At 45.9% G+C, this 26,276-nt stretch carries 27 protein-coding genes and 1 other annotated feature; of the genes, 1 reads left to right on the top strand and 26 read right to left on the bottom strand.

The features are described from left to right. Positions 1-28: 28 nt before the first annotated feature. The 19 genes from rpoB to ABRS97_RS26435 all read right to left on the bottom strand — a co-directional run bounded on the left by rpoB (position 29) and on the right by ABRS97_RS26435 (position 17,137). Entirely contained in the window at positions 29-3,565 is a 3,537-nt protein-coding gene (gene rpoB / locus ABRS97_RS26345; RefSeq protein ID WP_367818948.1) for a DNA-directed RNA polymerase subunit beta, read from the bottom strand. A 357-nt stretch (positions 3,566-3,922) separates the two neighbouring features. Further along, a complete protein-coding gene (locus ABRS97_RS26350; protein WP_367818950.1) occupies positions 3,923-4,522 on the bottom strand; it encodes a class I SAM-dependent methyltransferase in 600 nt (199 codons plus the stop codon). 126 nt (positions 4,523-4,648) lie between these two features. After that, on the bottom strand, positions 4,649-5,014 hold the full coding sequence (rplL, locus tag ABRS97_RS26355) for a 50S ribosomal protein L7/L12 (protein WP_367818951.1): 366 nt from the start codon (positions 5,012-5,014) through the stop codon (positions 4,649-4,651). Between the two features lie 51 nt (positions 5,015-5,065). After that, positions 5,066-5,575, bottom strand: coding sequence for a 50S ribosomal protein L10 (gene rplJ / locus ABRS97_RS26360; RefSeq protein WP_367818953.1), 510 nt, complete (start codon positions 5,573-5,575; stop codon positions 5,066-5,068). A 68-nt stretch (positions 5,576-5,643) separates the two neighbouring features. Then, positions 5,644-5,798: a sequence feature (ribosomal protein L10 leader region), on the bottom strand. Between the two features lie 54 nt (positions 5,799-5,852). Then, positions 5,853-6,545 carry a 50S ribosomal protein L1 gene (gene rplA / locus ABRS97_RS26365; protein WP_367818955.1) on the bottom strand — a complete coding sequence of 231 codons (693 nt, stop codon included), beginning with the start codon at positions 6,543-6,545 and terminating at the stop codon, positions 5,853-5,855. Between the two features lie 115 nt (positions 6,546-6,660). Beyond that, positions 6,661-7,086, bottom strand: coding sequence for a 50S ribosomal protein L11 (rplK, locus tag ABRS97_RS26370; RefSeq protein ID WP_126144112.1), 426 nt, complete (start codon positions 7,084-7,086; stop codon positions 6,661-6,663). A 108-nt stretch (positions 7,087-7,194) separates the two neighbouring features. Further along, the gene (gene nusG / locus ABRS97_RS26375) at positions 7,195-7,728 is read right to left on the bottom strand and encodes a transcription termination/antitermination protein NusG (RefSeq protein ID WP_367818956.1); all 534 of its coding nucleotides are present in this window, start codon (positions 7,726-7,728) and stop codon (positions 7,195-7,197) included. Positions 7,729-7,752: 24 nt separating this feature from the next. Beyond that, positions 7,753-7,965, bottom strand: a complete 213-nt coding sequence (gene secE / locus ABRS97_RS26380) for a preprotein translocase subunit SecE (protein WP_367818958.1) — start codon at positions 7,963-7,965, stop codon at positions 7,753-7,755. A 19-nt stretch (positions 7,966-7,984) separates the two neighbouring features. Beyond that, positions 7,985-8,134 (bottom strand): 50S ribosomal protein L33, encoded by a 150-nt coding sequence (rpmG, locus tag ABRS97_RS26385; RefSeq protein ID WP_134756045.1) that lies wholly within the window; start codon positions 8,132-8,134, stop codon positions 7,985-7,987. Between the two features lie 255 nt (positions 8,135-8,389). Beyond that, positions 8,390-9,034, bottom strand: a complete 645-nt coding sequence (gene sigH / locus ABRS97_RS26390; RefSeq protein WP_028557511.1) for an RNA polymerase sporulation sigma factor SigH — start codon at positions 9,032-9,034, stop codon at positions 8,390-8,392. A 116-nt stretch (positions 9,035-9,150) separates the two neighbouring features. Continuing rightward, the gene (locus ABRS97_RS26395; protein ID WP_367818959.1) at positions 9,151-9,666 is read right to left on the bottom strand and encodes an NYN domain-containing protein; all 516 of its coding nucleotides are present in this window, start codon (positions 9,664-9,666) and stop codon (positions 9,151-9,153) included. A gap of 5 nt (positions 9,667-9,671) precedes the next feature. Further along, positions 9,672-10,412, bottom strand: coding sequence for a 23S rRNA (guanosine(2251)-2'-O)-methyltransferase RlmB (gene rlmB / locus ABRS97_RS26400; RefSeq protein WP_367818961.1), 741 nt, complete (start codon positions 10,410-10,412; stop codon positions 9,672-9,674). Between the two features lie 36 nt (positions 10,413-10,448). After that, positions 10,449-10,886 carry a Mini-ribonuclease 3 gene (locus tag ABRS97_RS26405; protein ID WP_367818962.1) on the bottom strand — a complete coding sequence of 146 codons (438 nt, stop codon included), beginning with the start codon at positions 10,884-10,886 and terminating at the stop codon, positions 10,449-10,451. Further along, positions 10,883-12,289: a cysteine--tRNA ligase gene (cysS, locus tag ABRS97_RS26410; protein ID WP_367818964.1), complete on the bottom strand. Its 1,407-nt coding sequence runs from the start codon at positions 12,287-12,289 to the stop codon at positions 10,883-10,885. The genes ABRS97_RS26405 and cysS overlap by 4 nt, the downstream gene beginning before the upstream one ends. After that, complete coding sequence (gene cysE, locus ABRS97_RS26415) at positions 12,270-12,941, bottom strand: serine O-acetyltransferase (RefSeq protein WP_367818966.1); 672 nt, start codon at positions 12,939-12,941, stop codon at positions 12,270-12,272. The genes cysS and cysE overlap by 20 nt, the downstream gene beginning before the upstream one ends. 330 nt (positions 12,942-13,271) lie before the next feature. Further along, positions 13,272-14,726 (bottom strand): glutamate--tRNA ligase, encoded by a 1,455-nt coding sequence (gene gltX, locus ABRS97_RS26420; RefSeq protein ID WP_367818968.1) that lies wholly within the window; start codon positions 14,724-14,726, stop codon positions 13,272-13,274. Positions 14,727-14,763: 37 nt separating this feature from the next. Continuing rightward, positions 14,764-15,249: a 2-C-methyl-D-erythritol 2,4-cyclodiphosphate synthase gene (gene ispF, locus ABRS97_RS26425; RefSeq protein WP_367818970.1), complete on the bottom strand. Its 486-nt coding sequence runs from the start codon at positions 15,247-15,249 to the stop codon at positions 14,764-14,766. Further along, on the bottom strand, positions 15,246-15,950 hold the full coding sequence (gene ispD / locus ABRS97_RS26430; RefSeq protein ID WP_483312501.1) for a 2-C-methyl-D-erythritol 4-phosphate cytidylyltransferase: 705 nt from the start codon (positions 15,948-15,950) through the stop codon (positions 15,246-15,248). Before ispD ends, ispF begins: the two co-directional genes overlap by 4 nt. A gap of 122 nt (positions 15,951-16,072) precedes the next feature. Then, positions 16,073-17,137 (bottom strand): PIN/TRAM domain-containing protein, encoded by a 1,065-nt coding sequence (locus tag ABRS97_RS26435; protein WP_483312502.1) that lies wholly within the window; start codon positions 17,135-17,137, stop codon positions 16,073-16,075. Between the two features lie 157 nt (positions 17,138-17,294). Here ABRS97_RS26435 and ABRS97_RS26440 point away from each other — a divergent pair, with 157 nt between their 5' ends. Next, positions 17,295-17,690 (top strand): DUF1573 domain-containing protein, encoded by a 396-nt coding sequence (locus ABRS97_RS26440; RefSeq protein WP_367818974.1) that lies wholly within the window; start codon positions 17,295-17,297, stop codon positions 17,688-17,690. A gap of 82 nt (positions 17,691-17,772) precedes the next feature. On the opposite strand, the gene pssA is transcribed toward ABRS97_RS26440, so the two are convergent. From pssA to ABRS97_RS26475, 7 genes are all read right to left on the bottom strand, one after another. Further along, a complete protein-coding gene (gene pssA / locus ABRS97_RS26445) occupies positions 17,773-18,522 on the bottom strand; it encodes a CDP-diacylglycerol--serine O-phosphatidyltransferase (protein ID WP_367818976.1) in 750 nt (249 codons plus the stop codon). 85 nt (positions 18,523-18,607) lie between these two features. Beyond that, a complete protein-coding gene (gene disA, locus ABRS97_RS26450; RefSeq protein ID WP_367818978.1) occupies positions 18,608-19,687 on the bottom strand; it encodes a DNA integrity scanning diadenylate cyclase DisA in 1,080 nt (359 codons plus the stop codon). A gap of 39 nt (positions 19,688-19,726) precedes the next feature. After that, the gene (gene radA / locus ABRS97_RS26455; RefSeq protein WP_367818980.1) at positions 19,727-21,094 is read right to left on the bottom strand and encodes a DNA repair protein RadA; all 1,368 of its coding nucleotides are present in this window, start codon (positions 21,092-21,094) and stop codon (positions 19,727-19,729) included. A gap of 203 nt (positions 21,095-21,297) precedes the next feature. Next, positions 21,298-23,739: an ATP-dependent protease ATP-binding subunit ClpC gene (gene clpC / locus ABRS97_RS26460; RefSeq protein ID WP_367818982.1), complete on the bottom strand. Its 2,442-nt coding sequence runs from the start codon at positions 23,737-23,739 to the stop codon at positions 21,298-21,300. 62 nt (positions 23,740-23,801) lie between these two features. Then, the gene (gene mcsB / locus ABRS97_RS26465; protein ID WP_367818984.1) at positions 23,802-24,863 is read right to left on the bottom strand and encodes a protein-arginine kinase McsB; all 1,062 of its coding nucleotides are present in this window, start codon (positions 24,861-24,863) and stop codon (positions 23,802-23,804) included. Between the two features lie 24 nt (positions 24,864-24,887). Continuing rightward, a complete protein-coding gene (gene mcsA / locus ABRS97_RS26470; protein ID WP_367818986.1) occupies positions 24,888-25,400 on the bottom strand; it encodes a protein-arginine kinase activator protein McsA in 513 nt (170 codons plus the stop codon). A 14-nt stretch (positions 25,401-25,414) separates the two neighbouring features. Next, complete coding sequence (locus tag ABRS97_RS26475; RefSeq protein WP_367818987.1) at positions 25,415-25,876, bottom strand: CtsR family transcriptional regulator; 462 nt, start codon at positions 25,874-25,876, stop codon at positions 25,415-25,417. Positions 25,877-26,276: the final 400 nt, after the last annotated feature.

The following is a 26,276-nucleotide window of genomic DNA, read 5'->3' on the forward strand; positions in this document are numbered from 1 at the left end:
GATCGTGCTCGATCAATTACGTAAAAGTTTATTCGACCCCTAATTCGGATCCTTCTAAATTCAGGTTCAATTTATCGCTAGTGACTTCGTCCTCGTCATCCATTTCTTTCATTTCAATCTCTTCTTCGTTACCTGATAGGATTTTGACATCCATGCCTAAGCTTTGAAGCTCTTTGATCAAAACTTTGAATGATTCTGGTACGCCTGGTTCTGGAACATTCTCGCCTTTGACGATAGATTCGTACGTCTTCACACGACCAACCACGTCATCTGACTTGACTGTAAGGATTTCTTGCAGTGTATAAGCGGCTCCGTAAGCCTCAAGCGCCCACACTTCCATCTCCCCGAAACGTTGCCCACCGAACTGCGCTTTACCACCCAGCGGCTGCTGTGTAACAAGCGAGTAAGGTCCTGTGGACCGAGCATGAATTTTATCGTCAACCATGTGCGCCAGTTTAATCATATACATGACGCCTACAGTAACTTCTCGTTCAAACGATTCTCCTGTACGACCATCGTATAGGATCGTTTTACCGCTACGCTGCATGCCTGCTTCTTCCATCGCATCGAATACGTCATATTCACGCGCTCCGTCAAATACAGGCGTAGCTGCATGAATACCCAAGAATTTGGACGCCATACCCAAGTGAACCTCAAGCACTTGACCGATGTTCATACGGGACGGAACACCAAGCGGGTTCAACACGACCTCAACAGGTGTACCATCCGGCAGGAACGGCATATCTTCCTCAGGAAGAATACGTGCTACTACCCCTTTGTTTCCGTGACGGCCCGCCATTTTGTCACCTTCGGAAATTTTCCGTTTTTGTGCAATATAAACGCGAACCAATTGATTCACACCTGGAGGCAGCTCATCGCCGTTCTCACGTGTAAATACTTTCACATCGACTACGATACCATCGGTACCATGCGGCACCCGTAGGGACGTATCACGGACCTCACGAGCCTTCTCACCGAAGATGGCATGGAGCAATCTTTCTTCCGCAGTCAATTCAGTTACACCCTTAGGCGTTACTTTACCTACGAGAATATCTCCTGCGCTTATTTCTGCACCGACACGGATAATCCCGCGCTCGTCGAGGTTTTTAAGCGCATCTTCCCCCACGTTTGGAATATCACGAGTGATTTCTTCAGGTCCAAGCTTCGTATCACGCGCTTCCGACTCGTATTCTTCAATATGAATCGAAGTATACACATCTTCTTTAACGAGTTTTTGGCTGAGCAGGATCGCATCCTCGTAGTTATAACCTTCCCAAGTCATGAAGGCAACGACTACGTTGCGACCAAGCGCCAATTCACCTTGTTCTGTCGAAGGACCGTCAGCAAGAATGTCTCCCGCTTTAACCAATTGCCCTTTTTTCACAATCGGACGTTGGTTGATACAAGTACCTTGGTTAGAACGCATGAATTTATGCAATTTATATTTAACGATATTCCCGTTAACTAATTTGCCATCAACCAATTCTTGGCGGCGCAGCCAAATTTCATTCGCAGCTGCTTTTTCAATAATTCCGTCAAATTTGGATACAATACATACTCCCGAGTCCTTAGCAACCTTATGCTCCATACCTGTACCTACCAACGGAGCTTTCGGGATAAGCAGCGGAACTGCTTGGCGCTGCATGTTCGAACCCATGAGGGCGCGGTTAGAGTCATCGTTTTCAAGGAACGGAATGAGCGCTGTCGCCACGGAAACAACTTGTTTCGGCGAAACGTCCATGTAATCGACACGTTCAACAGGAAGTGTTAAGTTATCGTCTTTGTAACGAACAATAATAGATTCCTCAACGAATTTCCCTTCTTCTGTCAGAACAGCATTTGCTTGCGCGATAACATAGTTATCCTCTTCATCCGCTGTCATGTATACGATTTGTTCCGTAACAACGCTAGTCTTCGGATCTACCCAACGGTATGGCGCCTCGATGAAGCCATATTCGTTAATGCGAGCAAACGTCGACAAGGAGTTGATCAAACCGATATTCGGACCCTCGGGGGTCTCAATCGGGCACATACGTCCATAATGAGAGTGATGCACGTCACGAACTTCCATACCCGCGCGCTCTCTCGTCAAACCGCCGGGTCCGAGTGCAGAAAGACGACGTTTGTGCGTCAATTCAGCCAGCGGATTCGTTTGATCCATAAACTGAGAGAGCTGTGAGCTTCCGAAGAACTCTTTAATCGATGCAATAACAGGACGAATATTGATTAGAGCCTGAGGCGTAATCACATTAGCGTCTTGGATTGACATCCGCTCACGTACAACACGCTCCATACGGGACAAACCAATACGGAATTGATTTTGAAGCAACTCACCTACGGAACGGAGTCTGCGGTTACCCAGATGGTCAATATCATCCGTATTACCAATACCGTGCAGCAAGTTAATAAAATAGTTAATGGATGAAATAATATCGGCAGGCGTGATGTTCTTAACGGATTTGTCAATGACGCCGTTAGAAATTACTTTCACAACCTTACCTTCTTCATTAGGCGAATAAACGTTAATACATTGAACCGGTATACTATCCGCCTCAGTCACGCCATTAGGGATTGAGAATTCTTTAAAGCCCGCACCTTTTTCAATAAAAGGAAGAATCTCATCCAGAGTGCGACGATCTAGCAACTGACCAGCCTCTGCAATGATCTCACCCGTTTCCGAATCGACCAAGGTTTCAGCCAAACGCTGATTAAACAATCTATTTTTGATGTGAAGCTTTTTGTTAATTTTATAACGACCTACATTCGCCAAATCATAACGCTTCGGATCAAAGAAACGAGCTACAAGCAAGCTTCTAGCATTATCAAGCGTCGGTGGCTCGCCTGGACGAAGACGTTCATAGATTTCAATGAGCGCTTTTTCCGTAGAATCTGTATTATCTTTATCGAGCGTATTCCGGATATACTCATTATCGCCAAGCAGATCCAGAATCTCTGCATCCGTACCGAAACCTAAAGAGCGAAGCAGTACTGTGACAGGAATTTTACGCGTGCGATCAATACGAACATAGATGATATCTTTCGCATCCGTTTCAAGTTCCAACCATGCGCCACGGTTCGGAATGACAGTTGCCGTGTAAGTTTTTTTGCCGTTTTTATCCACTTTCGTGCTATAATAGACACTGGGAGAACGAACGAGCTGGGAGACGATTACACGCTCCGCACCGTTGATAATAAAGGTTCCCGTATCGGTCATAATAGGGAAATCACCCATGAACACTTCTTGTTCTTTGACCTCGCCGGTTTCTTTGTTGATCAAACGGACTTTGACTCTTAACGGCGCCGCATATGTTACGTCGCGTTCTTTGGATTCATCAACAGAATACTTAGGATCGCCTAAGCTATAGTCAATAAACTCCAGTACCAGGTTACCCGTAAAATCCTGAATCGGGGAGATATCTTGAAACATTTCTCTGAGTCCCTCTTCCAAAAACCACTCATACGATTTTTGCTGGATTTCAATCAGGTTTGGAATCCCCAGCACCTCATTAATTCGTGCATAAGTCCTGCGTTTACGTCGTCCAAATTGAACAAGATGTCCCGCCAACTTTCATTCACCCCTCAAGTCTACTCAATAAATAAAAAGAAAGAAGAAAAACTTCTACCGACGTACACTCAGGACGCCTCCGATATTGGAGCCCGTCCGAATCAAGCGACTGTATGGATGGAGGTTTTTCTCTGTTGTTCGACAAGACTTTTCCAGATATTTCTTCTCATCCTGTTAGAGTTTCCTAAAATTCCAACATTATACGTTACAGGTTAAAATTTTATTCATCTCGAATGAAAAAAAGACTTGACATTTTTATTAACTAAAGACATGTGTCCCATCTTAATACTGACATTTTTCAATGATACCACATATAAAAAGTCAAGTCAAACAAATTCCCACTATCTTTTTTTATTTTTAGGGCTTTGTTGCTTTCAGTATTCTGTAACCCTTATCCTTAGACACTTCGACTACCTCACCATATACCGCTTCAAGCTTTGCCATTGCCGAAGGAGCTCCCTGCTTCTTCTGAATGACCACCCATATCGACCCACCGGATTCCAAACAATCATAGGCATCCGTAAATATGCGATGCACCACCTCTTTGCCAGCGCGAATCGGCGGGTTGGTTAATACAACATTGAACTTTTCCTCTTTTACTTCATCCAGCAGATCACTTTGCAAGATCGTTACATTGGTGATCCCATTGCGTTTCGCGTTATCAATTGCCAGTTCGATCGCTCTCTCATTGATATCTACCATCGTGACGTGACCCTTTGGACACATCAGTGCCGCTGTCAAACCTATAGGTCCATAGCCGCAGCCTACATCGAGAACTTTCGCATCCTGACGCAACACCATCGTTTCAATTAGATGCTTGCTGCCATAATCCACGCCTTTTTTCGAAAATACGCCCGCATCCGTCATAAAAGTAAATTCTCTGCCTCTTAACAACTCTTTCGTTGTATGCAAGTCACGCTCTACCGACGGTCGCTTTGTATAATAGTGCTCTGACACGCTAAAAATGCCTCCTCTTCTTTAACCGAATAGGAAAATCGCCGATTCTGTGTAATCATGCAGCTTTCCTATTCAGTGAAAAAAACCTCTTGAAGTCAAGCTTCAAGAGGTTCCCTGATTGAAAAATTACTTCACTTCTACAGTAGCGCCTGCTTCTGTAAGTTTTGCTTTTACTGCTTCTGCTTCTTCTTGGCCAACTTTTTCTTTGATTGGCTTAGGAGCGCCGTCTACCAAATCTTTCGCTTCTTTCAGGCCAAGACCTGTGATTTCGCGAACAACTTTAATTACGTTGATTTTGGATGCGCCTGCGTTAGTCAAGATAACATCAAACTCAGTTTGTGCTTCTTCAACCGCTGCTACTGCGCCGCCTGCTGCTGCTACTGGAGCTGCTGCAGTTACGCCAAACTCTTCTTCAATTGCTTTAACCAGATCATTCAGTTCCAAGATTGTCATGCCTTTGATTGCTTCTAGGATAGTTGCATTGTTACTCATGGTTAAACCTCCGTTATCATTAATAAATTTTTGGGTTGTTGTAAAACAAGATTAAGCTTGACCTTCAGCTTCTTTTTTCTCAGCAACTGCTTTAACAGCAAGTGCAAAGTTACGAACTGGAGCCTGAAGAACGCTAAGCAACATGGAGAGAAGACCTTCTTTGGAAGGAAGCTCTGCAAGTGCTTTGATTTGATCGTATCCAACTACGCGGCCTTCAACCACGCCAGCTTTCACGCTCAATTGATCATTCTTTTTCGCAAATTCAGTCAAGATTTTAGCAGGAGCGACAACATCGTCTTTGCTGAAAGCAATGGCTGTAGGACCAGTTAGGTACTCATCCAATGCACTCAACTCAGCGTTTGCTGTTGCGCGTCTTGCCAATGTATTCTTAAGGACTGTAAATTCGATACCAGCTTCGCGCAAAGATTTACGCAGCTGAGTTACTTGAGCTACGTTCAATCCGCGGTAGTCTGCAACGATTGTACAAGAGCTAGCTTTTAGCTTCTCAGTTACTTCAGCTACAGCTTGTTCTTTCTCTGCAAGAATTTTCGCGTTTGCCATAGTACACCTCACTTCTTATGCATTTGTATCTTTCACTACGTAAACAGTAGGAGCATCAGCATTTCTTATTTTCAAATAAGAAATGCCTTCGTAGACGCTACGAAGGCATGATGTGTTCACTTTTTCCTTGTCAAACAAAGAAATCGCTGTATATATCATAACACCTCGGTAGGAAATTAAGCTTGTCGGCACCTACTGTCTACGGTTTGCATATTCATTTTTAAGACCTTAGATAGATTATCACGACCAGCTAACGAAGTCAACTGGATGGTTTTTCTTATCTGAAGGATTGCAGGTTCACACGAACGCTTGGTCCCATTGTCGAGGAAACAGCAATGTTTTTCAGGTAAACACCTTTAGCAGCTGCTGGTTTTGCTCTCAAGAGCGCGTCTACCAATGCTTTAAAGTTTTCGTTCAACTTATCAGCATCGAAAGAAACTTTACCAAGTGGAGCATGAATTTGTCCTGCTTTATCAAGACGGTATTCGATTTTACCAGCTTTGATCTCTTGAACAGCTTTGGTAACGTCGAAAGTAACTGTTCCTGCTTTAGGGTTTGGCATTAAACCTTTACCCCCGAGGATACGACCCAGTTTACCAACTTCGCTCATCATGTCAGGAGTAGCTACGCAAACGTCAAATTCGAACCAACCTTGTTGAATTTTGTTGATCATGTCAGCATCACCAACAAAATCTGCACCAGCTGCTTCAGCTTCTTTCGCTTTCTCGCCTTTGGCAAATACAAGTACACGTTTCGTTTTACCAGTTCCGTGTGGAAGTACAACAACGCCACGAACAGCCTGGTCTTGTTTTCTTGGGTCTACACCCAGACGAACTGCGATATCCACAGTTTCATCAAATTTAGCAGGAGCTGTTTTCTTAACAAGCTCGATTGCTTCTGACGGATCATACAAAGTTTCAGCGTTAACCAACTGAGACACTTCGCGGTATTTTTTACCGTGTTTAGGCATAATCAAAATCCTCCTTAGTGGTATTAGCGGATAATCCTCCCACCGAGCGGCATCTACGTAAAATGCTTACGAAGAAAGTTTTCTGCGAAAACTCTAAGCCGCATTCCTTGCGGAATTAATCTTCGATGACGATTCCCATGCTGCGAGCAGTACCTTCAACCATACGCATTGCAGCCTCAACGGATGCAGCATTTAAGTCAGGCATTTTTTGCTCAGCGATTTCGCGAACTTTCGCGCGCTTCACAGTTGCAACTTTCTTTTTGTTTGGTTCACCGGATCCTTTTTCGATACCAGCAACGACGCGAAGAAGAACTGCAGCCGGAGGCGTTTTTGTGATAAATGTAAAGGAACGATCTTCGAATACTGTAATTTCAACCGGAATGATAAGACCCGCTTGATCTGCAGTACGAGCGTTAAACTCTTTACAGAATGCCATAATGTTCACACCCGCTTGACCCAAAGCTGGACCGATAGGTGGTGCTGGATTCGCTTTCGCAGCTTGAACTTGCAGCTTCACGATTTTAATAACCTTTTTTGCCATGTTGGACACCTCCTTGCACATAGTGTGGTTAGACGGGCACAGAACCCTCCCACTAACGAAGGTCTATCCCGAGGAATAGACCTGGTAGAAACCCTTGGTTGTCTTGTTTTATAGCTTTTCCACTTGGTCGAAATCCAACTCAAGCGGGGTTTCCCTACCAAACATATTGACGTGTACCTTAAGTTTGCCTTTGTCAGCGACAATTTCTTCTACTGATCCAACAAAGTTTGCAAAAGGCCCCACCTTGACGCGTACGGTCTCTTTGAGTTCGAAGTCAATCTTCGCCTTCGGCTCTTCCATACCCATATGCTTCAGGATGGATTCCACTTCCTCAGGCAGAAGTGCAGTCGGTTTAGAGCCTGATCCCGTAGAACCTACGAATCCAGTAACTCCCGGCGTATTGCGTACTACGTACCAAGAGTCATCTGTTTGAATCATTTCCACAAGAACATATCCCGGGTAAACTTTACGCATGACCGTTTTCTTCTTGCCATCTTTGTTCACCAGTTCTTCTTCCATCGGCACAAGGACGCGGAAGATCTTGTCCGTCATTTCCATGGATTCAACGCGTTTCTCTAGGTTGGCTTTTACTTTGTTTTCATACCCGGAATAGGTATGTACGACGTACCATCTTTTTTCCATGAATAAATTCACCTATAGTCCTGTTTATTTAAAAACAAGGCGCAGCAACTCAGAAATTCCAAGATCCAGTACAAAGAAATAAACAGCAACAAATGCTACCGTACCTATTACAACAAGTGTGTAGGTAGTCATTTCTTTGCGGCTTGGCCACTTGACTTTTTTGAGTTCTGACCAACTGTCGGTGAAGAAGGAAAACGTGGACCCGAAGCTTTGTCTCATTCTAGCCAAGAACGCCACAAACTACACCTCCAAAGAACTACCTAGTCTCGCGATGAGCAGTATGTTCATTGCAAAATCTGCAATATTTCTTCAACTCAATACGGTCGGGATTGTTGCGCTTATTTTTAGTGGATGCATAGTTTCTTTGTTTGCAATTTGTGCACGCTAATGTGATGATAACCCGCATGATGTACACCTCCTACAGACACTTTCTAATTAAAGCCCTTCGAAGCGCATCAAAAAGAAAGCGACTTTTAGGGCTACCTGAAATACTTTATCACAACCCACAACTGGGTGTCAAGGAAGAAGTATGTCATTTGCCTCTATTCTATGCCAAAGATTTGCTATCCAAGAGAGTATCATCATTATAGACGATGCTTTCGAATATTAAACCTCTGAAAATGAAAAGCACCCGCGCCGCGGATGCTTCTGGTCTTGCCTTTTATAAATCTCTGACTTCTAAATATCGTTCAAGTTTACGCTTAACCCGTTGAAGCGCGTTATCAATCGACTTTACATGCCGGTCAAGATCGACCGCAATCTCTTGATAGGATCTACCATCCAAATAGAGCATGAGCACTCTACGCTCCAAATCGCTCAGGATCTCACCCATTTTATCTTCAAGACCTGTAAACTCTTCTTGATTAATGACTAGTTCTTCTGGATCCGTTACTCGGGAACCACTTATAACATCAAGCAGCGTGCGATCAGAATCTTCATCGTAGATAGGCTTGTCCAATGACACGTAGGAGTTTAAAGGAATATGCTTCTGACGAGTCGCTGTCTTAATCGCCGTGATGATCTGTCTCGTAATGCACAGCTCAGCAAAAGCTTTGAATGAAGCAAGCTTGTCCCCGCGGAAGTCGCGAATAGATTTATACAAACCTATCATGCCTTCTTGCACAATGTCTTCTCGATCTGCGCCTATCAAGAAATAGGAACGTGCTTTGGCACGAACGAAATTCTTATATTTATTGATTAGGTATTCCAGCGCTTCACTACTGCCTTCACGGACTGCCTCGACTATGTCTTCATCTGGCTTGAGGTCATAATCATACATTCTCAATTCTTTGAGGTCGACACTCACTAACGATCCCTCCGGCCTGCAGCACTACCCAGATTCACAAAAAGTTTAGGTTAAGTATACATGATGAAATCTTACACCGTCAACGGGGAACCGCGTCATTTCTAGCATTTGGAGGATTATCGTTCGCCTCTGCGCCATCGTTCAAGCTGCTCGATAAGCTCAGAATTTAGTTTACCGGCTATCGGATTCCGTTTGGAAGTCGCTTCTGGATGGATCCGTTCACGCACTTCTTTGCGACTTTGGGTGATTTTGACTAGAAGCTCATTCGCAGGAAGACGCAGCGCGCCTTTACCGAATATAACATGCTGCTCGATCATATCAGAGGTTGCAACGTAGATCTGCTTACGCCTGCCCATGAGATTGACAACTAACCGTTCAATAAGCTCGTCAGCGGTTTCCTTCTCTTTGGTATAGAGGACATCAAGCTTGCTCTGCAAGTATTTCTTGCCAAGTCCCGGGACCATGTACGCATCAAATACGAGATAGACTTTCATCCCGGAAAAAGACTGATATTCCGCCAGCATATGTATAAGCTTGTCCCTGGCTCCTTCAAGATCAATGTCCTTCAGCCTGCTAAGCTGGGGCCAAGCTCCAATGATATTGTACCCATCCACGATCAGAAACTCTTCCATACGCTTTAGCTCAGGCTTCGCTGTCTAACCACTTCGTACATCAGCACACCCGCGGCCACGGAAGCATTGAGCGAGTTGATATGTCCTGCCATCGGCAGCTTGACCAGGAAATCGCATTTTTCTTTAATTAATCGACCTACTCCCTTACCTTCGTTTCCGATGACAAGAGCAATTGGCATTTTAAAGTTTGACTTATATACTTCTTGAGCTCCAACCACGTCGGTGCCTGCTACCCAAACGCCCTCTTCTTTCAACTGTTCAATGGTCTGGGCAATGTTCGTAACCCGAGCCACAGGCACATACTCAACGGCTCCTGCTGAAGTTTTGGAAACTGTAGCTGTCAGTCCAACGGAACGTCTTTTGGGAATAATGACGCCATGCACACCTGTGCAGTCGGCAGTTCTAAGAATTGAGCCTAAATTATGCGGGTCTTCGATCTCATCCAAAATAAGGATGAATGGATCTTCTCCCTTTTCTTTGGCTTTTGCTAAAATATCCTCGACTTCCACATACTCATATGCAGCAACTTGAGCAACCACACCTTGATGCTGAAGGCCTTCAGCCATTTGATCCAGCTTGCGCTTGTCCGTGAACTGTACAATAATTCCGTTATTTTTGGCTTCTGCCACGATGGGAGCAGCAAATTGTTTCTGCGCATTTTCTGCCAGCCATATTTTGTTTATTGTTCGACCAGAACGGAGCGCCTCTAACACAGAGTGCTTCCCGCCAATATATTCTTCTTCCATATTGATCCTCCCAAAACTTGCTTCGTAACCCTTTATTTAAGTGGTCGATTGACGCCTTGAATCGAGCGCAAAATCCAAAATTTCCCTTAACCGTTCAAACGATTGCTTGTAGTATAAATAGCCGATTAAGCACTCAAATGCGGTACTGTGCCGGTATTCCAACACATCCGCATTTTTGGCTGTTGTTCCTGATTTGGCATTGCGTCCCCGCTTGACCATGTCGACTTCCTCTTCCGTGAGCATCGGCATCAGCGATTCCAATAGCTTCGATTGCGCTTTGGCAGATACAAACGTAGTTGCCGCTTTGTGCAAATGATTCGGTCTATGGTTATTACCGGAAATAACATACTGCCGAATATATACTTCATAAACCGCGTCTCCTATATAAGCGAGCACAAGCGGGTTCAATAGATGCGGACTTTTGGAAGGCGGAAAATGGAACAGGTTCGCCGCTTCTGAAAATGGATGGCTCATTTGCGGCGCCAGCGTATTCCTTGAGGCGTATCCTCTAGGAATATCCCTTTCTCTGTGAGCAGGTCGCGAATTTCGTCAGCACGCGCCCAATTTTTAGACTTGCGGGCTTCCGTCCGATCGACGATGAGCTGTTCGACTTCTTCATCCAGCAATTCCTCAGCTACCTGCGACAACAGCCCCAGAACCTGATCGAAGGCTTGCAACTGATTTAGAAAATGCTGCAGTGCCACTGCACTTACCCGCTCCTGTTGCAAATACAAATTCGCTTCGGCAACAAGATCGAATACAGCGGTGATGGCATCCGGCGTGTTGAAATCATCGTCCATTTTGTCATCGAATTGACGCGCAATCGCGGCGACGCGTTCCGTCAACTTGACTTCGATTTCACCCTCTTGCGAAGCGGATGCAGTGGCCAAGCGATGTTTGAGGTTATCGTATGCATTCTGAATACGTTCCAGTCCATTAGCTGCTTGCTTCAAACTTTCGTCGCTGAAGTTCAGTGGATTGCGATAGTGGGCAGAGAGCATGAAGAAACGGAATACCTGCGGCTTGATTTGCTTGATCAGGTCGCGTATCAAAATACCGTTGCCCAGCGATTTGGACATTTTTTCATTATCGATGTTAAGGAAAGCATTGTGCAGCCAGTAGTTAGCCATGGGATGACCCGTAACTGCCTCCGTTTGCGCAATCTCGCATTCATGATGGGGGAAGGTTAAATCTTGGCCGCCGCCATGAATATCAATCGTTTCGCCCAAATATTTGCGTACCATAGCCGAGCATTCAATGTGCCATCCTGGACGGCCTTGCCCCCACGGGCTATCCCAATATATCTCTCCGGGTTTTGCCGATTTCCACAACACGAAATCTTGCGGGTTTTCTTTTCGATCACCCACTTCAATTCGGATTCCGTACTGAAGCTCTTCCAGGTTCTGATGAGACAATTTGCCGTATTCAGCGAACTTGCTCGTGCGGTAGTATACGTCACCGCGGCTTTCGTATGCATAATCGGTATCTACCAAAGCGGCTATGAAATCGATAATTTCTTGGATATTCTCTGTTACACGCGGATTAAGCGTAGCTTCATGAACGCCAAGGGCTCTAATATCCTCCAGAAATGCTTGAATGAACGTTTCCGCCAACTGCGGCACGGTCACTTCCATTTCCTCGGCTTTACGAATCATTTTATCATCGACATCGGTAAAGTTCGTAATGTAGCTCACTTCGTATTTCTGCGATTCCAAATAACGGCGCACGACATCAAAGAAAATAACCGGTCTGCCATTCCCGATATGAATGTAGTTATAGACAGTTGGACCGCAAACGTACATCTTTACTTTGTTCGGTTCGATCGGAATGAACTCTTCTTTCTTACGCGTTAATGTATTATACACTCTGAGCGTCATGCTCTCTCGCGCCTCCATTCTTTAGCCGTTCTTGTTCGAGCTGTTTCTTTAATTCATTGATTTGCTGTTGCAATTCTTCAAATATATCGATAACCGGGTCAGGCAAGCTGGCATGATCCAATCGATTCACGCGTATGCCATCCCGCTTCACTATTTTGCCTGGGGTGGTCACGATCGTACTGTTGGGGGGAACTTCCTTAATCACGATAGCATTAGGGCCGACTCGCGCATTTTCACCGACTGTGAAAGAGCCGAGTATTTTGGCGCCGGAGCCTACAACTACATTATTGCCAATGGTTGGATGTCTCTTCCCCTTCTCTTTCCCGGTGCCGCCAAGGGTCACGCCTTGGTATAGAATAACGTCGTCGCCGATCTCACAGGTTTCTCCGATGACGACCCCCATGCCATGATCAATAAACAACCGTTTCCCAATTGTCGCACCGGGATGAATCTCAATCCCTGTCATGAAACGGCTCCATTGGGAAATAATCCGGGCAATCGTAAACATGCCTTTTGTATAGAACCAGTGACCGATCCGATGCGCCCAAATCGCGTGAAGTCCGGAATACGTAAACGCAACTTCGAACCAACTGCGCGCGGCCGGGTCGTTATCGAATACGGCAGATATATCGGATTTGATCGTTCTCCACATGTTTTTTCACCTTCTTCGTAGATTAGCTTTAATGCAAAAAGCCCCCGCAGCCCTAAGGCTGCAGAGGCGTGTACCCGCGGTTCCACTCTGCTTGGTGACTCGGAAGTCTCCCAACTCGATCCCCGTAACGTGGGGTTCCGGCAACGCCTACCATACTCTTACGAGATTTCGGCGCGGCTGCTCCCAGGTGCATTTCCGGTTACAGGGATTGGATAACTCACAGCCGAAGCCAACGGCTCCGATTATCCTCTCTGATAAATCCCTAGTTAAACGTACTCTCCTGATCGTCGCTTTGGATATTGAATTAAGTATAGCGAAAAGAATCTCGCTTTACAATAAGTTCCGAAGGCGGGAAGCGACTTTTTCTTTCCCGAGCAAATATAGGGACATGTTCAAATCCGGGCCGTGTACTTGACCGGTCAGCGCAGAACGAATCGACATGAACAATTGTTTGCCTTTGAACCCTGTATCTTTCTGCACTTGTTTAAGCAGCGCAGGTATCGCTTCCACAGTGAACGATTCCGCTTGCTCTACTTGCTGAAGAAAACTTGCCAGAACAATTGGAACATGTTCTTCTTTCAGGATAGCAGCCGCTTCTTCATCAATGACCGGCACGTCTTGAAAGAATAGGCTGGACAGCGCGACGATTTCTGCGGCAAAACGCATTCTCTCTTGGTTCAGACCAACCAATGCGGAAACCCATTCCTGAGCCGCTGCATCCAATTCCGCTTGGATATAACCGGCTTTTTGCAAGTGAGGCACGCATAGCTCCACGACGCGGTCTAGCGGCGCTTTTTTCAAATAATGATTGTTCATCCAGTTCAACTTGTCCATATCAAAAACAGCCGGACTTTTCGAAACGCGGTCCAAATCAAACTGAGCAATCAACTCTTCCTTGGTGAAAATCTCTTCTTCGCCGCCTGGTGACCAGCCGAGCAGCGCGATAAAGTTCACTACCGCTTCAGGAAGGTAGCCTAGTTCTTTGTATTGCTCGATAAACTGGATGATAGACTCATCGCGTTTGCTCATTTTTTTACGATCTTGATTGAGAATTAGTGCTAAATGGGCAAATTCAGGAATCGGAAGCCCCAGTGCTTCGTACATCAATATTTGTCTAGGGGTGTTGGACAGATGCTCTTCACCGCGAATAACCAAATTGATTTTCATCAAGTGGTCGTCAAGTATAACTGCGAAATTGTAAGTAGGGATACCATCGGCACGCACGATAATGAAATCGCCAATGCCATTCGATTCGAACTCGACATGTTCACGCACTTTATCTTCAAAACCGATGATACGATCTGCAGGCACGCGGAAACGCGTTGAAGGCTTGCGTTCTTCTGCCTGATAAGCCGCTACTTGCTCGGGCGTCAGATTGCGGCATTTCCCGGAGTATCCGCCCATCTCGCCGCGTGCCTCCTGCGCTTCGCGCTCCTGCTCCAAATCATGCTCGGAGCAGTAGCAATGGTAGGCATGTCCATCACGAATCAATTGCTCAGCATAGGGGCGGTAGATGTCCAGACGCTCCATTTGACGATAAGGACCGTATGGCCCTCCGATATCTACACTCTCGTCCCACTCCAGCCCTAGCCATCTCAGGCCACTCAATTGATCGTTAATCCCCGATTCCTTATGGCGGGTCTGATCCGTATCTTCAAAACGTACAATAAACGCACCGCCATCTCGGCGAGCCAAAAGATAATCAAACAGCGCCGTCCGAGCGCCGCCAATATGTAAATGTCCCGTCGGACTTGGTGCATAGCGCACACGTAAAGGCTGATTCATGATAGTTAACCCTCTTTTCCCCGATAATGAATATCTGCTATTCTAGCACATCTCGAATTAAACAAACAACCGATTGCGCTGCGATCCCTTCTCCACGGCCGGTAAAGCCAAGCTGTTCTGTCGTCGTCGCTTTAACATTCACTTGCTCTGGCTTCGCATCGAGCGCCTCGGCAATAATTTCAACCATTTGCGGTATGTACGGCGCCATCTTTGGCTTTTGCGCAATAATCGTTGAATCCGCATTCCCCAGACGGTAGCCTCTCTCTTTGGCCAGCTGCCATACGTGCTTTAACAAAACAAGACTATCTGCATCCTTGAACTCTGCCGCCGTGTCAGGGAAATGCTTACCGATATCACCAAGACCCAGCGCTCCAAGGATCGCATCGCTAACGGCATGCAGCAGCACGTCGGCGTCAGAGTGGCCAAGCAGCCCCTTTTCATAGGGAATGGTGACACCTCCGATTATGCATTTGCGTCCTTCCACCAGTTGATGAACGTCAAAACCTTGTCCAACTCGAATCATTGAAGTCCCTCTCCTCTTGCATTGTGTAATATCCATTCTGCCCAAGGCATGTCTTCGGGGGTCGTAATTTTGATATTATAATAGTCCCCTTCGACCACATGGACGGTTGTGCCTAATCTCTCCACCAGCATGGCATCATCAGTCCCGATAAAACCGTCGCGCTCCGCTCGCTCATGCGCTTCCTTCAGAAGGGAAAGCCGAAAAGCTTGCGGCGTTTGGATCGCCCACAAGCTTCGTCTATCTGGCGTAGATTGGATTTGTTTTGCTGCATCAACAATCTTAATCGTGTCCTTCACTGGGACAGCGAGCACAGCTGCATCATCCATATGAGCCTTCTCAATGCAATCGAACACATGTTCCATTTTCACGAAAGGCCGCACACCATCATGCACAAGCACCCATTCCGTATCGTTGTGAAGAGCACTCAGTCCATGCTTAACCGATTCTTGACGCTCAGCGCCTCCCGCTAGTACACTAGTTACTTTAGATAACGTGTGGTCCTTAACATAAGCCTTACAGCGCTCTACATCGGCTTCCCCAACTACCAAAATGATTTCATCCACTTCATGTATGTTTTGAAATAATTGCAAGGTATGTACCAGAATCGGCTTCTGTCCGAGCATTAAATATTGCTTGCTCTCAGCCGTTCGCATGCGTGAGCCTTTGCCCGCCGCCACGATGACAACCCCAAGCTTCCCCATAATGTCCCCACCCTAGAGTTTTCCGCAGGAAACCTTACTTCGTAAGCGCTACTTAGTTTTCCGTAGGAAAACTTGCTTTTCAAACGCCTACTGCGTTTCCCGCTCCCCCTATCATACTGGTTTTACTGTGCTTTTTCCAACAATTTTGGTTTGGCGAATATCATTCGGCCTGCTGAAGTTTGCAGCACACTGGTTACCATGACCTCGAGTGTAGATCCAATAAACTCACGGCCACCTTCAACGACAATCATCGTTCCATCGTCGAGATAGGCGACACCTTGTCCATGCTCTTTACCGTCTTTAATGACTTGAACAATAATTTCTTCTCCAGGCAGCACGACAGGCTTAACCGCATTCGCAAGATCATTAATGTTTAGTACCGAAACCCCTTGCAGTTCACATACTTTATTTAAATTAAAATCATTCGTAATCACTTTACCCTGCAACACCTTCGCTAAACGAACCAACTTGCTATCCACCTCGGAAATTTCTTCAAAATCTCCCTCATAGATGAGCACTTTCACTTCAAGTTCTTTTTGGATCTTGTTCAAAATGTCCAGCCCGCGCCGGCCGCGATTGCGTTTGAGCAGATCCGATGAATCCGCGATGTGCTGCAATTCCTCCAAGACAAATTCCGGAATAACCAACGTGCCTTCAATAAAGCCAGTTTTGCAAATATCGGCGATTCGACCATCAATAATGACGCTCGTATCCAGAATTTTGTGTTCTTCGTAGGGGCGATGCGTCTGCTTATCCTGACCTCCCGAACGTATGTTCTTGAACAACTGAAGGAGCTCATCACGCTTACTATATCCGATGCGATAACCCATTACAGCTAGTGTGCCCGCCGTAACAACCGGCAAATACGAACCCAGCCATGTTGCCTTCTCCAACACTGGAAAAGCCAAAACCGCGATTAAAAGGCCTATAACAAGCCCAATAGTTCCTGCCAGTAAATCAGATACAGGAATGCTTTCAACATTCTGTTCTCCCCTCACAAGCCACTTCATTCCGACATTGACTACCCATACTGAAACCAGAACCATTGCGACAACGCATAAGCTTTTTAACCAAATTGCTTGCCCATCTTCAGTTGCCATCCCTGCCAGACGAAGTATAGAATCACTCCACTTATAACCTAAACTTCCACCCATGATTGCAAAAATGATTTGTATCCATTTCCTCATCATAGATTCACCTCCACATCAACAATGTTTAAGCCTTATTACAATTATGTTCCAATTTATCCATAGCTAATCATTTCACAACATGGAAAATTGAAATATTAGGGGGGTTCCTATATAATGAAATTGGAAGTTTACAAACACACTCGAGGTGGATGGAATGAGTTCCTTGACTTTAAAACAGTTTCAAGATCAAGTGTCTGAATTGTTACTCCGTCACCGAAGTTTGCTTGACGTCTTATCCAAGTTCCAACAAACTAACGCAGCTGCCAATCGTTCTGTGGTCAAATCCATCACAGAATGCGGATGTATAGGGCTTCACGCAGCCAAACAGGCTTACCATTCAGAGATGACTTTGAATGAAGCCAAGGATGTGCTTGGAACCCATGTATCCGGCCACTTATGCGAGAACTGCGCAGAAGTTGTAAGTGCAGAGCTTGGAAGGAACCTCTTCTATATGTCGGCGCTAAGCAACATTTTAGATGTGAATTTGGAGCAAGTCGTTGAGAATGAATCCAAGAAATGTACGACACTAGGACTTTTCAACATGTCATGAAGATGATTGTAAGCAAACAAAAAAAGCATTTATTTTCTCTGAAACCATTCAGAAGAAAATAAATGCTTTTTATTTTCGAAGCTTATAAATCGGATTTCACGGAGTGGTTTTCTTCAACCGCGCGTCTTTTGTTCTTTCTGCGCAGTCGGATGAAGATGCCATCAACGTTTTTTTTTAAGCCGTACAGCGCATAACCCAGCAGCGGTACGAAAATCATTTTAGAAATCGACTCCGGCCATTTAATCGCAATCAAAATAGCAGCAGCTACGATAATTGGGGTAATCCAGATCGCAGCTTTGGGAATACCCGCTTTCTTGAAGTTCGGGTACTTTACTGTGCTTACCATCAGGTAAGAAAGAAGTACGGTACTGACCAACAGCACATAGACGTTGATTTCTGCATTGAATAAGGCCAACGTACAAAGCACGCCACCCGCAGCTGGAATCGGAAGACCAATAAAGTATCCCGGTGTACCGGCAACAACATTGAAACGAGCCAAACGGAGCGCTCCGCAAATCGGGAAGATGGCTGTTACAATCCATGCAAAGGCAGGGCTAATGACATTGGGATCGTTAAAAGCAACAACGTACATGATAAAGGCAGGAGCAACTCCGAAAGAAATAACATCGGAAAGGGAATCGAGTTCTTTACCAAACTCGCTCTGAGCGTTCAAAGCTCTAGCGACGCGACCGTCAAGTCCATCTAACAACATGGCAACAATAACGAGCACCGCTGCGCGACCAGCCTCACCATTAAAGACAAGAATAATCGACAGAACACCTAGGAATAAGTTCCCTACTGTAAAAAGACTGGGAATTGATTTCGTCAACATATGTTTTTGTCCACCTCTGGATTTACTATACCCTAATACAAACTTAATAAAACCTCAATAATGATACTTTATGATTGTATCCACTTTAAATATGTCTGTCAATGAAGACTTGTTCCTGAATTCGTTTGAGACCTTCTTTAATCGCGCGGGCTCTCACTTCGCCAATTCCATCCACTTCATCCAGCTCCTCAATTGTGGCCATCATCATATGAGGCAAGTAACCGAATTTCTCGACAAGATTTGCGATAATGATCGATGGGAGTCGTGGGATTTTGCCTAGCATACGGAAGCCGCGTGGCGATACAGGCTCTTCAGCAATCGCATTCGTATGCGGATAGCCAAGAAGGCGGATGATTTGCTGCGGCTCGAGCAGCTCGTCGGAGGAGAGGCGCTTCAAGCCCGCTTGCATCTCTTTAACCTTTTCCTCTGACAGCTCACGAACATAATCTTTGACAAGAAGACGAGCTTCAAGTTCCGTATTCCCAACGAGCTCTTCGAGCTGCATACTGATTAAGCGACCCTCATTGCCAAGCTCGTTAATATATCGGTTGATTTCCGATTTAATGCGCAGCACCATTTCAAATCGGGCAATCACATTCGTCACATCATGCAGCGTCACTAATTCCTCGAATTCAGAAGCACTAAGATTCGTCAAGGACTGATCCAAAACAACCTTATATCTCTCCAGCGTCTGAATCGCTTGATTCGCCTTAGTGAGGATCACTCCGATATCTTTCAGTGCGTATCTTAAATTACCTTGGTACAGGGTGATCACATTCCGCCGCTGCGAGATCGAAACGACGAGCTTATTCGTTTGCTTGGCGACACGTTCCGCAGTCCGGTGGCGTATTCCTGTCTCTGAAGATGAAATGGAGGAATCCGGAATTAACTGTGTGTTCGCATATAAAATACGCTTAATATCCTCGCTAAGGATAATAGCTCCATCCATTTTGGCGAGTTCATATAAATAATTCGGGGAGAAATCGCAATCAATCGAGAATCCGCCGTCGACGATTTCCATGACCTCTGGACTATAGCCAACTACGATAAGCCCCCCCGTTTTGGCGCGCAAAACGTTCTCTAAACCATCGCGGAACGGGGTGCCTGGCGCTACCATTTGCAGCAGTTGGCTCATTACGTCACGCTTTGTCTCTTCTTTACTCATCATTTTCCTCCTGATGCTTGCAGGTTGAATGCCTACGTGTTAACTCAGCGCCGCTTTAAGTGCTTCAGACACCGTGTTCACTCCGATAATTTCCATGCCAGGGGGATGCGTCCATCCTTTAAGGCTTTTCTCCGGCATAATGACTCTGCGGAAGCCAAGCTTCTCCGCTTCCTTCACTCGCTGATCGATCCGCGAAACACCTCGGACTTCTCCCGTCAATCCAATTTCGCCGAACACCACATCATAGGGCCTAGTGGGCTGATCCTTGAAACTGGAAGCGATACTGATGGCGACAGCCAAATCTACTGCCGGTTCATCCAGCTTAACGCCTCCGGCAACATTAAGGTAAGCGTCTTGATTTTGCAGGAAAAGCCCCATCCGCTTCTCCAGTACCGCCATAATGAGGGATAACCGGTTATGATCGATGCCCGTTGCCATTCTGCGCGGAGACGGAAAATTCGTTGTTGAGACCAACGCTTGAATCTCCACCAACACAGGGCGAGTTCCTTCCATGCTGGCGACAACGGTGGAACCAGCCACGCCCAGCGGCCTCTCTGAAAGAAACAATTCAGACGGGTTGCTAACTTCAACAAGCCCAGCTTCCTGCATTTCAAAGATGCCAATTTCATTCGTCGAACCAAAACGGTTCTTCACAGCTCTGAGCAACCGATAGGAATGATGACGCTCTCCTTCGAAGTAAAGCACGCAATCCACCATATGCTCCAGCATTCGGGGACCCGCGATAGCCCCTTCTTTGGTCACATGCCCGACCAGTACAGTTGCAATGCCCTTGCCTTTAGCTATTCTCATAAAGTGACCCGTACATTCTCGAACCTGGCCTACCGTCCCAGGGGCGGAAGCAATAGCAGGATGATAGACAGTTTGGATGGAGTCGATCACTAAGAAATCAGGGTTAATGTCCTGAATGGCTTCCTCAATCAGCTCAAGGTTCGTTTCGCAGAGCACATAAAGATGAGGTGATGACGCATTCAACCGGTCCGCGCGAAGCTTCGTTTGTTTAACGGATTCCTCGCCAGATATATAAAGCACTTTTTGCTGTGCTTGCGTGAGCGCAAATGAAGTTTGCAGCAGTAAGGTTGACTTGCCAATTCCCGGGTCTCCACCTACTAAAATTAAAGAGCCCGGTACAATCCCGCCGCCTAATACCCGATTCAGCTCTTTATTATTCGTCATAACCCTTGGTTCCGGGTCACTTTCTATATGTATGATGGGAGTCGCTTTTTCTTTCGTTCGAGAGCTCGAAGACTGCATCCCCTGTGTGCGGACAACTGTTTCTATTTCTTCCACCATCGTGTTCCACGACTGACAACCTGGACACTTGCCCATCCATTTTGGCGACTCATATCCGCATTCCTGACAGCAAAATTTCGTTTTCTGTTTACTCATGACGTTAGTAACTCCCTTTAGGAACATTTACGGAATTTTTGGCTATCCTTACCAATAAAGTTTACCATTTTTCAGTAAGCGGTGAAAGGGCTGAGGCAAACAAATCCCCCAAAAGCGCATAAAAGCCGAAACACTCACTTCATCATAAAAAAGCATTTTGCGGTCACCCTAGTTGGATGAAGCAAAATGCTTTTTTTGCTTTGTTACTGTGCAGCTACGCCTTCGCCCTTCAGGACGACAAGCTCGCCTTCTTTTTCATCAATGGTCAAGGAATCTCCTTTGGAAATATTGCCTCTCAGCAGCTCCTCGGACAACCGATCCTCGATATGCTTTTGAATGGCTCTACGCAGCGGTCTTGCTCCATAGGTCGGATCAAAGCCTTCCTTAGCCAGGAACAGCTTCGCTTTATCGGTAAGCGCGAAGTCGACCTCATGCTCCTTGAGACGTTTACGAAGATCATCCGCCATCAAGCTTACGATGCGAGCGATATGTGCCTCATCCAAGGAGTGGAACACAATAATTTCATCGATACGGTTAAGGAACTCCGGACGGAAGCTTTTCTTAAGCTCGCCCATCACTTTGTCCTTCATATTGGAATAATCTTTACCTGCATCTTGCGCTGCTGTAAAGCCAAGAGTGGAGTTCTTTTTGATGGTATCGGCTCCAACATTAGATGTCATAATAATCAACGTATTGCGGAAGTCGACTGTGCGGCCCTTGGAATCGGTCAAACGACCATCTTCCAACACTTGCAATAAGATATTGAACACTTCCGGATGTGCTTTCTCAATTTCATCAAGCAGCACGACGGAGTAAGGTTTGCGGCGTACTTTCTCGGTCAATTGGCCGCCTTCCTCATAACCGACATATCCTGGAGGCGCCCCTACCAGCCTGGACGTAGAATGTTTCTCCATGTATTCCGACATGTCGATGCGGATAACTGCGTTATCGTCGCCGAAGAGCGATTCAGCGAGCGCTCTAGCTAACTCAGTTTTCCCTACGCCTGTAGGTCCAAGGAAGATAAATGAACCCATCGGACGCTTCGGATCTTTCAATCCTGCTCTAGCACGGCGGATCGCGCGGCTCACCGCTTTGACGGCTTCCTCTTGCCCGATTACTCGTTCATGAAGGATATCTTCCATTTTCAGCAAGCGTTCGGTTTCTTCTTCAGCTAGTTTACTTACCGGAATACCCGTCCAACTCGCAACAACTTGCGCGATATCTTCCGGTGTTACTTCCGTATCCAAACGGCCCTGCTTTTCTTTCCACTCATTTTTCGTGGTGTCGAGTTCTTCACGCAGTTTTTGTTCCGTATCGCGAAGGCCAGCGGCTTTTTCAAATTCTTGACTTTGCACGGCGGCGTCTTTTTCTTTACGAATGTCGTCAAGCTTGTTCTCAAGCTGTTTCAAAGAAGGCGGTACGGTGTAAGAACGCAATCTCACTTTGGAGCTTGCCTCATCAATTAAATCGATCGCTTTGTCCGGCAGGAAGCGGTCTGTAATGTAGCGATCCGACAGTTTCACAGCTTCTTCAATCGCAGCATCCGTGATCTTCACGCGGTGATGCGCCTCGTAACGATCGCGGAGTCCATGAAGAATTTGAACGGCTTCTTCTGGCGAAGGCTGATCCACCGTAATCGGTTGGAAACGACGCTCCAGCGCGGCATCTTTCTCAATATATTTGCGATATTCATCGAGAGTAGTAGCCCCGATGCACTGCAGCTCGCCCCTGGCAAGTGCCGGCTTCAGGATGTTCGAAGCATCGATCGCGCCTTCCGCACCGCCAGCGCCAATCAAGGTGTGCAGCTCATCGATGAACAACACGATGTTGCCTGCTTGACGAATTTCGTCCATGATTTTTTTGAGACGGTCTTCAAACTCGCCGCGATACTTGGTGCCTGCCACGACAGAACCCATATCGAGCGTCATAACTCTTTTATCCTTCAACGTTTCAGGGATTTCATTGTTAATAATTTTTTGCGCGAGACCTTCGGCGATCGCTGTTTTACCGACACCGGGCTCACCGATGAGCACAGGGTTATTTTTCGTTCTGCGGCTCAATACTTGGATGACACGCTCAATCTCTTTACTCCGCCCAATTACAGGATCCAGATGGCCTTCTTTAGCATAAGCCGTAAGATCCCTTGCCAAGCCATCCAATGTAGGCGTGTTCACATTCTGATTGCTTCCATGGTTCGGAGACACCGTCTCACTACTGCCAAGAAGCTGGAGCACTTGTTGACGAGCCTTGTTCAAGCTGACACCCAGATTGTTGAGCACGCGCGCTGCAACACCCTCGCCTTCACGGATTAGGCCGAGCAGAATATGCTCAGTTCCTACATACGTATGCCCCAATTTCCTCGCTTCATCCATAGAAAGCTCAATAACTTTCTTAGCTCTTGGCGTATAGGCAATGTTGGTCGGTTGTTCTTGGCCTCTGCCAATCAGGGACTCCACTTCATCTTGAATCTTCTCAAGTCCTAGCCCTAAAGCAACGAGCGCCTTAGCTGCAATACCTTCCCCTTCACGGATGAGTCCAAGTAAAATATGCTCAGTACCAATATTATTGTGCCCTAAACGAACAGCCTCCTCTTGAGCAAGAGAGAGAACCTTTTGCGCACGTTCCGTAAATCTTCCAAACATCATAGAGAACACCTCCAAAAGTAGTATATCTATGGAAATCCTAAAGGATGAATCTATTTTTGTTGCTATACGCGACCGAACCTTTCACGAATCAACTCGGCTCTACGAATATCGCGTTCATCTGCGGTTAACTTCTCACCAGCGTATTGTTGAAGGAATCCCGGCTGTGTCATCACTAACAACTCGTTCAACACATTCGACGAAACATTGTTAATAATGCCAAGATCAATGCCAAGTCTAACATCAGACAAACGCTGTGCAGCCTCTTTGGAATCCATGATTCCCGCATATGACAGAATCCCAAGGGAGCGGTTCACACGATCAATGATTCGCATCCTGGAGTCTTGCATCAGCTTATGCCTTGCAGCACGCTCATGCTCAATAATTTGTCTGGCTACACTGTGGAGATTGTCAATAATCTCTTCTTCAGATTGACCTAACGTAATCTGGTTCGATATTTGGAATAGGTTTCCTAAAGCTTCGCTGCCTTCCCCATATAATCCTCTTACCGTTAAGCCAACTTGCGTTACAGCTGATAAAATTCTGTTAATTTGCTGGCTTAATACCAACGCAGGAAGATGCATCATCACTGAAGCCCGGATTCCCGTTCCGACATTAGTCGGACAGCTCGTGAGATAACCTCTCTTCTCATCATAGCCGTAATCAAGCTGCGTTTCAAAAATATCATCAATTTGATTCGCCAAATCCCACACTTCTTTGATCTGAAAGCCTGGGCATAAACATTGTATGCGAAGATGATCCTCTTCATTGATCATAATGCTAATTGATTCATTTTCGCTTAAAATGACCGCGCCATTTCTGGATTCATTCGCAAGATTGGGGCTAATCAAATGCTTTTCGACAAGCACCATTCTTTCTAACTCATTAAGCTCAGATAACGGGATTAGAGAAAAATTGCTTATCGTCTCCAGTTCTTCATTCTCAAGAACCCCGGACAATTGATCCAGCACTTCTTGCGATTGTTGATTGGTAGCCAGCATTGGATAAGGATAGTCCCTGAGGTTACGTGCAATGCGAATCCGGCTGCTGATGACGATATCCGACTCAGGTCCATCACCCTTCATCCATTCACTCAATGCATCTCCCGTAAAACGCTGCAGTGTCACTCCATTCACACCTTCCTCAAGAGCCTACGTACCGGCTATCTTTTTTTCGATTTCGCGAATCTGATCCCGAATTTTAGCCGCCTGTTCGAACTCTTCTCGTTCGATGCGAGTCATCATATCTTTCTTCAGTGAATCAATTTCGCGTTTATATTGAATAATGCCGCCAGACCGCTTGGGAACCTTGCCGACATGGACAATGTTTCCGTGAACTCTTTTGAACAGCGGATCCAACTTTTCCGAAAAGCTCTTGTAACATGAACCACAGCCGAATCGCCCCAGCTTGCTGAACTGCGAATATGTCAATCCACAGTGCTCACAACGAATAGCCTGGGACTTGGCCGCGGATAACGAGGAAGGTTCGAAATCAAGCAACCCTGATAAAAGATTATGAATCGAAAATCCATTCGACGTTCCTGGAATCATCTCGCCCTTCTCGCGCGCACAGTTTTCGCAAATGTGGAACTCGTTCTTGTCGCCATTCACGATCTTTGTAAAATGTAGAGTCGCAGGTCGTTTACCGCACTCCTGACAAATCATTTCATATGCCCTCCTCATCTGCTCAGCAAGGAAATCAGCATGGCCTTCAATATTTTGGCGCGAATCTCATCACGCAGCGGAAGCTTGAAGGTTAAAACATCTCTAGAGATGGCTGCCCGAATAAGGTTTGCCTCCCGAGCTGAAATATAGTGACCTTCCTGCAACTGGTATACGAGTCCTTCGGATGTCACTTGATCAATATGCGTATGGATCGTTCGAAAAATATGATCTAGAATCGATCCGTGACTCTTGAGCTCAATTTTTTGGATGCGGATATATCCCCCGCCACCGCGCTTGCTCTCTACAAGATACCCCTTTTCCAAGGTAAACCGTGTGCTAATGACATAGTTGATTTGGGAAGGCACACATTGAAATTGATCGGCTAAATCGTTGCGTTGGATCTCGATTGCTCCCTCTGAACTTTGCTGCAGAACGTGTTTCAAATACTGCTCAATAATTTCAGATACATTGCGCATCAATTCATCCTCCTGTATTGCTAAAGTAACCTTGGCCCCACAAAGTGAAACACAAGCTTACGGAGAAGAATCCGACTGCATCGAGTTTGTATACTCGAATGGCGTCTAAACTTACCACTTATTACGGTCATACTTCATGGATCACGACAATAAAAGTTTAGACACTATTTGCGGATCCCCGCTTGACTTTGACTTTCTTTGACCTTAAGTAGATTATAATCATTTCCTTTCTTTTTGACAAGTACCGCTCATAAAATCCAGTAAAACTACATCCGGAACCGAAAAGTGTGCCTTACTATTGTTGACCTTCCCTGCTGTTTTATTCGAAAAGACAACAAAAAAGCCTTCCTGAGATTGCTCTCAAAAAGGCTTTTCATAGTGCTTGGCAACGTTCTACTCT

This window comes from Paenibacillus tabacirhizosphaerae, from assembly GCF_040812395.1.
Classification (GTDB): domain Bacteria; phylum Bacillota; class Bacilli; order Paenibacillales; family NBRC-103111; genus Paenibacillus_E.